Here is a 1,148-nt window from a genome sequence, read left to right on the forward strand (position 1 = left end):
CGCTATGGCCGAACTTTCCAGATCGTTCCACTTTATTCCTCATTGCCACTGGCCTGGTCCGCGTTCGCTCGCCACTACTAGCGGAGTCTCGTTTGATGTCCTTTCCTCTGGGTACTTAGATGTTTCAGTTCCCCAGGTTCGCTTCTAACCCCTATGTATTCGAAAGTTAGATACCTTATTGTTGATAGCTAGAAAGATGAACTGTTGTCATAAACAACAGCTCACATTTTCTAGCTATCTAAGGTGGGTTTCCCCATTCGGAAATCGTCGGATCAAAGGGTATTCGCACCTCCCCGACGCTTATCGCAGCGTATCACGTCCTTCATCGCCTGTGCATGCCAAGGCATCCACCAAATGCCCTTAAGACACTTGATCGTTCTCATTGCCAATGCTCACCGCGCAAATCCGAAGGATTTGCAACGACAGCATGGCAGAAAGACCAGCTTCTCGAGATACAATCGGTGGCGGCGGTTAAACACGCCAATCATCTGCAAGGGTTAATGAGCGTCCCTTGCGACACCGGATATTCATCCGGTCCGATTACATCTTCTCTTCACGATTTTCATACAGAACAGGCAGATCACCCTCGGGCAATCCGCAAACATTTTTCTCTTTGGATATTCAGCACAACAGCCATCCGTCCTCTCGACACCAAAAGTCTTGGTGGAGCCGGACGGGATCGAACCGACGACCCCCTGCTTGCAAAGCAGGTGCTCTCCCAGCTGAGCTACGGCCCCTTCTAGACAAATGGTGGGCCTGGGAGGACTTGAACCTCCGACCTCACGCTTATCAAGCGCGCGCTCTAACCAACTGAGCTACAAGCCCTGAGCAGCATGATCCGAAGATCACGCAGCTAGCTAAGAGCACACGCCTAAACAGTCTGGCGCCCTCGAAGCCGAAGGCTTCGCAAGGCCGACCGGCCGTCGCGGCTCGTGCCGCGCCCCCGCGGAGCGCCAGCCTTCCGAAGGAAGGCGGTACGGCGCGCGAGCGCTATCCAAAGAAGAAAGAGAAACGAAGGCGGCAGGTCCGCGTGTCGACCATTGAATGACTTTCAATGATCTATTGTTCTAATAAGAGGTTTTTGCCTGCCTTGCGACAAGGCTAAAAACGTCTTCCTTAGAAAGGAGGTGATCCAGCCGCAGGTTCCC

General features: G+C 53.0%; 2 tRNA genes and 1 rRNA gene. All 3 read right to left on the minus strand.

Annotation, left to right across the window (positions count from 1 at the left end):
• A 23S ribosomal RNA gene (locus tag ACOWVG_RS19280) occupies positions 1-375 on the minus strand; the annotation flags it as partial.
• A 286-nt stretch (positions 376-661) separates the two neighbouring features.
• Positions 662-737: transfer RNA gene (locus ACOWVG_RS19285), tRNA-Ala, on the minus strand.
• A gap of 11 nt (positions 738-748) precedes the next feature.
• Positions 749-825 (minus strand) — tRNA-Ile (locus tag ACOWVG_RS19290).
• Positions 826-1,148 lie beyond the last annotated feature (323 nt).

It is taken from the genome of Brucella sp. IR073, from assembly GCF_049065735.1.
In the GTDB taxonomy this organism is placed as follows: domain Bacteria; phylum Pseudomonadota; class Alphaproteobacteria; order Rhizobiales; family Rhizobiaceae; genus Paramesorhizobium.